Origin of the sequence: Gemmata sp. (assembly GCF_051859125.1) — a bacterium.
Taxonomy (GTDB): Bacteria; Planctomycetota; Planctomycetia; order Gemmatales; family Gemmataceae; genus Gemmata.
The window spans coordinates 1-7,288 of the sequence record NZ_JBHYGG010000148.1 but is presented as its reverse complement, the minus strand read 5'-3'; the positions used below and the strand labels follow the sequence as shown (position 1 = coordinate 7,288).

The following is a 7,288-nucleotide window of genomic DNA, read 5'->3' as shown; positions in this document are numbered from 1 at the left end:
CAACGGACTTGACCTGCACACGGCTTCATAGTCGACCCCGCTCAGCAGCGGCGGGGGCCGAGTGAGCGACACGTCGGGGAAAGCCTACATGCCCCCGCCGTCTGCTGCAGCGCCTGGTTCGGCGTCTGGAGCGCTACCCGCCGGACTGCTCGCGGAACTCCCGGAGTGCCCGCGATGCCTCCAGGTGGACCGACGCCAGGGCCTCGATTACCAGCCGGTCCCGCAGCTCCGGGCGGCGGCAAGCGGCCCGCACCCCATTGAGCAGGCTGGCCGCGTCGATAGTCAGCAATGGCTCCATCATGCCCCGGATAGTGCGATAGGCGGACGCAACCGCCTCCCGCTCGGCCGGTGACCCGGCCATGTCTTCGGCCGCCCCAGCGTACGCCTCGAACAGCCCGGAGGTCATCCCGCGGCCGTTGGCCACCCCAATGACGAACGCCCGCTGCTCGGACTCGGGCATCGCGTCGAAGGTCGCACAGGTGATGTTCGAGAGGTCTGCCACCGCCGATGCCTCCGCCGCCGAACTCGGGATTAGCTTGATACGTGGTGCGCGATAGGTCTGACCCACCGGTCAGAGTAACACTCCACATCGTGACTGGCCGGTCACGCTAACATGCAAATTACCCCGCGAATGAGCGCCGCACAAGGTCTTTCCTTCGCAGACGTTCGGCAAGCGGGACGGCTCGGAAGCCATTCGCGCCGCGCGTTGCTCGAATCGGGCTAACACTCAGACGTCCAGCGGTCTTCGAGTCGAACGTGTGCTTCGTGGCTCGCTGGGCCAGGCTCGCGCATCGAGCCGCCCACCCCACGGAGTGGGTACGTTGGTGAGCCGAGAGGTGGGGTTGGCGGCTCGGTGCCGCCCCACGTTCGGGAAGAGTTGAGGTCCGGATTTCTGTCTGACGCGAACGATCGCTCGGAAGTTGTCGTGGGTGCTTCGGGAGAGTTACGTCTCATTATGGCGTAAACCGTCTCATTACGGCGTAAACCGTCTCATTACGGCGTAAACCGTCTCATTACGGCGCAAACCGTCTCATTACCAAGATGGCGGGGCAACGGGGCGGAACCACTCTCATGCCACACCTCAACCCGGTGCCGGTCGACCCGGCTGGCCCCGAAACGGGGCGACTGCTCGCTCGCACGTTCCGCAGAGCGCATTCTGAACACCCGGTCAACAGGTCGCGCGAGCCGGGTAGCATCGGGAGCGGCCCCGGCGTACAGTTGCGAGAGTGCCCGGCCCGTGCGGTCGGGCGACCCGAACCCGACGGTCCGGAGGAACGGATGCCCGGTGAGTGGTGGGAGCCGGCGGTGGCGAGCGAGCCGCCGCGGGTCAAGAAGCCCCGGCGGTGGGTGGACAAGTTCCGCGAGGCGGTCCGGGGCATGAAGCTCGGGGTCCGCGGGCACTCCAGCTTCTTCGTCCACTTCTTCTTCGCGGCCCTCGCGCTGGCGGCGGCGCTGGCGCTCGGGTGCGACCGGACCGAGTGGTGCCTCGTCGTCGGGTGCGTCGGGCTGGTGGTCACCGCCGAGCTGTTCAACAGCGCCCTCGAGACGCTGTTCCACGGGCTCGACGCCGAGACCAAGGACCGCATCCACGGGTGCCTCGACATCGCCGCCGGGGCCGTGCTGGCGGCCTCGCTCACGGCCGCGACCATCGGCACCGTCGTGTTCGGGCACCGGTTGCTGGTGATGCTGCACGTCTGGGAGGGCTGAGCGGCCGGATTTCTTCGGCCCGCCGGCGAATCCGCTCAAGTCCGCGTCCGGTGGCACGTTCCGGGCGGTATAATGGTGCCTAGCGGAACACATTTGTCGCTCGCCTGAGGCACACCCGTGACACCCCACCTTCTCCGAGCGGCCGCGCTCGGCGCGGCGCTCGTGGCCGCGTCGTTCGGCGCCGCGCAAGAGCCGCTCCCGCCCCTGCCGCCCCCCGACAAGCCCGCCGCCGAAGTCCCCGTCCCCGGGCCCGCCGGGGCCGACGAACCCCTGCCCGAGCCGCGCCCGGTGATCGAGCCCGAGCCCGGGGTGAAGGTGCTCGACAAGGGGCCGATTCACGAGGCGTTCGCTCAGCCGGGTGCGGAGGTCCGCGGCCCCGGCATGACCGCACCGAAGGCCCCGCCCGCACCGATCCCCGAGCTGCCGCCCGAGGCGAAGCCCGAGGGCGACCGGGTCCAGTGGGTTCCGGGCTACTGGCAGTGGGACGCCGACCGCACCGACTTCATCTGGGTCAGCGGGCTGTGGCGGAACGCGCCGCAGGGCCGCAGTTGGTCCGCGGGCCAGTGGAAGGAAGTCGGGGGCGTGTGGACGTACCTGCCCGGGTCGTGGCGGCCGGTGGACGTGGACAGTTGGCGGGTCGACCTGCCGAAGCCGCCCGCGTCGGTCGAGAACGGGCCGAACGGGCCGGCGCCCGATCCGGACGGGCTCTGGATTCCCGGCGCGTGGGTGTACCGCGACGAGAAGTACGTGTGGCGGCCCGGGTACTGGGCGGCCCCGAACGGTGACCGCATGTGGGTGCCCGGCCAGTACCTCGCGACCCCCCACGGTTACCAGTACGTGCCCGGGTACTGGGACTTCCCGCTCGAGGACCGCGGCATCCTGAACCCGTGCGTCACGTTCACGCAGCCGCTGTGGCAGACGCCCGGGTGGGCGTACCGCCCGCGGTACGCGATCGGCCTGGGGTACGGCGGCGGGTGGGGTAGCGGCGGGCTGTTCTCGTCGCTGTTCATCGGCCCGGGGTACAACAGCTTCTACTACGGCAACTACGGGTACGGCGGCTTCGGCGGCGGCGGGTTCGGCCTCGGCATCGGGTTCGGCTCGCCGTTCTGGGGGCTCGGCGGCTGGGGCGGGTACACCCCGTGGTTCGGCGGCGGCCGCGGGTTCTACAACCCGACGTGGAACCACTACTGCTACCTGAACCGCAACAACCCGAACTACCCGCGGAACATCGGCAACAACTACGTCTCCGGCGCGACCGGGGCGCGGCCCCCGGGTGGTCCAGGTGGACCGGGCGGCGGCGCGATCGGTGGCGGCCCGAGGGGCGGTCCCGGCGCGGTCGCCGGCGGACCCGGCCCGAAGGGCGGCCCGCCGCGGGGCGGGGTCGTCGGCCCGCAACCGACCGCGGTCGGCGGCGCGATGAACACGGCGGTGCGCTCGGCGGCCGCGGCCGCGGCCCGGCCGCCCCAGGCCGCCACGCCCGCGGCACGCCCCGTCGCCGCAGCGCCCCCGCTCGTGCAACCGGCCCAGCAGGTGGCGCGGTCGATCTCGACGGCGAACGCGACCCGGGCCGCGGCGAACCCGAACGCGGCCGCTGGTGGCGGCGCGGGCCGACCGGCGATCACGCAACCCGGCGGCGCGGCCGGTCGGCCGGCGATCACGCAACCCAGCGGCGGCGTCACGATCACCCCGAACCGCGGCCCCGGTCCGCAGGGGCCGGTCAACGCCTCGGCAGGGAACGTGGGCAACCCGGGCGCTGCCGGCGTCATCCCGCGGAACCCGGTGACAATCACGCCGGGCGGTGGCGGTTCGTCGCCGCGAGTCGCCGGCTCGTCACCGGTCCAGCCCGTGGCCCCGGCGATCCGCCCGTCGGCACCGGTCGGTCAACCGGCAGCACCGGTCAACCGCCCGATCACACCGGCCGCTCCGCCGGTGCGCTCGGCCCCCATCGCGCCGCCCGTGGCCCGGTCCGCACCGATCGCGCCGCCGGCCGTTCGTTCGGCTCCGATCGCGCCGCCGGCCGCACGGTCCGCGCCCCCGATCGGCGGGGGCGGTCGCCCGGCCGGCGGCATCGGTGGCGGCGGGGGTGGCCCGCGACCCGGAGGCGGCCCCGCCGGGGGCGGCGCTCCCCGGGGCGGTGGCGGGAAGCGCTAACCCCGTGAGAAACACAGAAGCCCACCCGTCAGGGTGGGCTTCGTTCATTTGCGCCGATCACTTCTTCGTATCGTCCAGCAGCTCTTTCGCGCTGCTGTCCCGCTTGTCTTCGAGCCACGCGACGTCGCCCGCGTCCGCGAACCGCTTCACCCCGACCTGCTTGATGGCGTCGTCGCCGACGACGTCGAGCTTCGTGTACCGCGGGTGGTGCGCGTCCTTGTACGGGTCGTTGCGGGCCGCGTTGTAGCAGCAGATCATCGCCCACCGCGGGTTGTCGCTCTTGTTCTGGTCGCTGCGGTGGAGCGTGTTGGGGTGGAAGAACAGCGTGTCGCCCGGCTCCATCGTCACGTGCACGAGCGGGAACCGCTCCGGCCGCTTGAGCATCTCCTCGACCCGCTCGCGGTCGGCCCCGGCCTGCTCGCCGGTGAGGACGTGGTTGATTCGCCCGCAGTGGTGCGAGTTCGCGATCACCTGCAGGCAGCCGTTCTCGACGGTGCAGCGGTCGACCGCGACGAACACCGACGTGAGCAGCGGTTCGAGCACGCCGTTCTGGTACCAGTAGCCGTAGTCCTGGTGCCACGCCCACGCGCCGCCGACCTTCGCGTCCTTGAGGATCATCTTCGAGTGGTAGTGGTACACCTCGCCGCCGAGCAGCTTTTCGCAGCTCCGCACCATCCGCTCGCACCGGGCGAACATGCCGTAGATGCCGTCGCCGGGGTGGTTCCAGAGCGACAGCCGCACGACGCCCCCTTCACCGTCCGCCCGGCCGAACGACCGCTTGTCGAGTTCGCTGTCCTCCTTGGCGGACCGCCGCAGGAGTTCGATCTCCTCGGCGTCGAAGAACCCGGGCGCGAGGACGTACCCGTCGGCGTGGTACCGGTGAGCGGCGGCGTCGGAGAGGATCGCGGACATGGGACAACTCCGAGTGACCTGGGGAGTGGATCGAGCACGAGGCAATGGCACGCGGACGACGCGGACGAAAGACAGGATCCAGAGGATCGGAGAAAACCCGTTCTTTGCATTGGATCGTATCTGATCGGTTTTCAATCCCGTCATTCTTCCGCGTCATCCGCGTGCCATTGCTTCGCGCCGTGACTCGATCGACGACGCGCACGACCCGGAAAGGGGATTCGATTCGAGTCCCGTTGCGGATACCATATCCCGAACCCCGCCCCTCCCACAACCACCCGCCACGCACATGCGAACCGCCGCGTTCTCCCTCCTGCTACTCGCCGTCGCACACACGGCCCCCGGGGCCGCACCAACGGCCGCACCCGACGCGCCCAAGGACGGCCCGGTCCCCACCAAAGACGCGGCCGCGAAGATGACCGTGCCGCCGGGGTTCAAGGTCACCCTGTTCGCGGGCGAGCCCGACATCGTGCAGCCCATCGCGTTCACGTTCGACGACCGCGGCCGCATGTGGGTCGTCGAGTGCCTCAGCTACCCCAAGTGGAGCAAGGACGGCAAGGGCTCCGACCGCGTCGTCATCCTCGAAGACACCGACGGCAACGGCACGTTCGACAAGAAGACCGTGTTCCTCGACAACGGCGTGAACCTGTCGGGCATCGAACTCGGCTTCGGCGGCGCGTGGCTGTGCTCGTCCCCGAACCTGCTGTTCGTGCCGATCCTCGACGGCGACAAGCCCGGCAAGCCGGAGGTCGCGCTCGACGGCTGGAACATGACCGACACGAAGCACAACATCTTCAACTCGCTCGGCTGGGGGCCGGACGGCTGGCTCTACGGGTGCAACGGCATCCAGGCGAAGGCGTGGGTCGGGCCGCCCGGCACGCCCAAGGAGAAGCGGCCGTACATGGACTGCGGCGTGTGGCGGTACCACCCGACGCGGAAGGTGTTCGAGCCGGTCGCGCACGGCACCACGAACCCGTTCGGCCTCGACTGGGACGAGAACGGCGAGATGTTCGTGACCAACTGCGTGATCGACCACCTGTTCCACTTCGTCCCCGGCGGGCACTACCAGCGGATGTACGGCCAGGACCCGAACCCGCACGCCTACGGCCTCATGAAGAGCTGCGTGGACTACAAGCACTGGGCCGGCGGCGACTGGACGAGTTCGCGGACCACCGGCCCCGGCGGCAAGCCCGAGCACAGCGACGCGGGCGGCGGCCACGCGCACAGCGGCTGCGCGATCTACCTCGGCGACAACTTCCCGCCCGAGTACCGCAACACGCTGTTCACCGCGAACATCCACGGCAACCGCCTGAACAACGACGGCCTGGAGCGCACCCCGAGCGGGATGAAGGGGGTCCGCCGCAAGGACTTCCTGTTCGCGAACGACTCGTGGTTCCGCGGCATCTGCGTGAAGTGCGGCCCGGACGGCGCGCTGTACGTGAGCGACTGGTGCGACACCGGCGAGTGCCACAACTACGACAAGGCCGACACGACCAACGGCCGCATCTACCGCGTCAGCTACGGCGACCCGAAACAATGGAAGGGCGACGTCTCGAAGCTCAGCGACGCCGAGTTGGTGAAACTGCAACTGTCGCCGAACGAATGGTTCGTGCGGAAGGCTCGGCGCGTACTCCAAGAGCGAGCCGCAGCCAAGAAGTTGGACCCAGATACACTCGCCTCACTTCGCGTTGCATTGAAAGACGGAAGTGCCCCTCGGAATCAGTTGCGAGCCTTGTGGAGCCTGCTCGCCCTGAGCGACCTCTCCCTCGCAGACCTCGCGCACCTCGTTCGGGCAAACGACGATTCGGTTCGAGCCTGGGCGGCAAGGGAACTGGTCGAAGCGGACCACTCTAAGGCGGAGCAGAAGGTGCTCGACGAGTGTGCCGCAGGGCTCAGTGAATCATTGAGGAGCCGGCCGTCGGCGTTCGTGGACCTGGCCATCGCGTCCGCGTTCCAACGGCACCGACCTCACTTAACGAGGATCGGCCAAGTCGACCGGCCGCACATGGCCTCGGTCGACTTGCTTTTGTCCGGGTTGCTGCGGCGCGTGCAACAAAACAGCGACCCGCAACTCGTGCAGATGACGTGGTATGCGGTCCTTTCGCACCTCGGCGACAGCATGCTCGCGGAGAACCCGGCGTCGTTCATCACACTCACGAACCACCCAACGATCCGCCGGAACGCGCTTCGCTATCACGTTTCGAAAGTCAGCCCCGTCTCCGAACCGCTCCTTGAACTGCTTTCCAGGGCCGAACCAGGGGTGCAACAGGACATCCTCGCGGTCATGAGAGAAACCCTTGCCGGGGTGAAGGCGGTGACGCCGCCGAAAAACTGGGCGAAGGTGTACGCCCGGGTTCGACAGCGATCGGCAACGAAAGATCTGCGACGCGACCTCGAAGCAGTGGCCGTTCTGCTAGGCGACGAGAGCGCCATCGAGAGGCTGACGATCGCCGCGACCGATTCTAACTGTTCTTTCCGCGACATCCTGTAGCTCATGCGGCGAGGTTGAGGATGCGTTCCG

Annotated in this window: 5 protein-coding genes; 3 read left to right on the top strand and 2 right to left on the bottom strand. The window is 69.2% G+C overall.

Annotated elements, in window-relative coordinates; genetic code table 11:
- Nucleotides 1–133: 133 nt before the first annotated feature.
- Nucleotides 134–502: a hypothetical protein gene (locus ACTIGN_RS14695; protein ID WP_439625068.1), complete on the bottom strand. Its 369-nt coding sequence runs from the start codon at nucleotides 500–502 to the stop codon at nucleotides 134–136.
- Between the two features lie 776 nt (nucleotides 503–1,278).
- Between ACTIGN_RS14695 and ACTIGN_RS14690 the strand changes: the two genes are divergently transcribed.
- Together ACTIGN_RS14690 and ACTIGN_RS14685 are read left to right on the top strand one after the other, a co-directional pair.
- Nucleotides 1,279–1,707, top strand: coding sequence for a diacylglycerol kinase (locus ACTIGN_RS14690; RefSeq protein WP_439625066.1), 429 nt, complete (start codon nucleotides 1,279–1,281; stop codon nucleotides 1,705–1,707).
- 117 nt (nucleotides 1,708–1,824) lie between these two features.
- Nucleotides 1,825–3,858: a hypothetical protein gene (locus ACTIGN_RS14685; RefSeq protein ID WP_439625064.1), complete on the top strand. Its 2,034-nt coding sequence runs from the start codon at nucleotides 1,825–1,827 to the stop codon at nucleotides 3,856–3,858.
- Nucleotides 3,859–3,915: 57 nt separating this feature from the next.
- Here ACTIGN_RS14685 and ACTIGN_RS14680 read toward each other — a convergent pair whose 3' ends face one another.
- Nucleotides 3,916–4,770, bottom strand: a complete 855-nt coding sequence (locus tag ACTIGN_RS14680) for a phytanoyl-CoA dioxygenase family protein (RefSeq protein ID WP_439625062.1) — start codon at nucleotides 4,768–4,770, stop codon at nucleotides 3,916–3,918.
- 286 nt (nucleotides 4,771–5,056) lie between these two features.
- Here ACTIGN_RS14680 and ACTIGN_RS14675 point away from each other — a divergent pair, with 286 nt between their 5' ends.
- On the top strand, nucleotides 5,057–7,258 hold the full coding sequence (locus ACTIGN_RS14675) for a PVC-type heme-binding CxxCH protein (RefSeq protein WP_439625060.1): 2,202 nt from the start codon (nucleotides 5,057–5,059) through the stop codon (nucleotides 7,256–7,258).
- The last annotated feature ends 30 nt before the right edge of the window (nucleotides 7,259–7,288 follow it).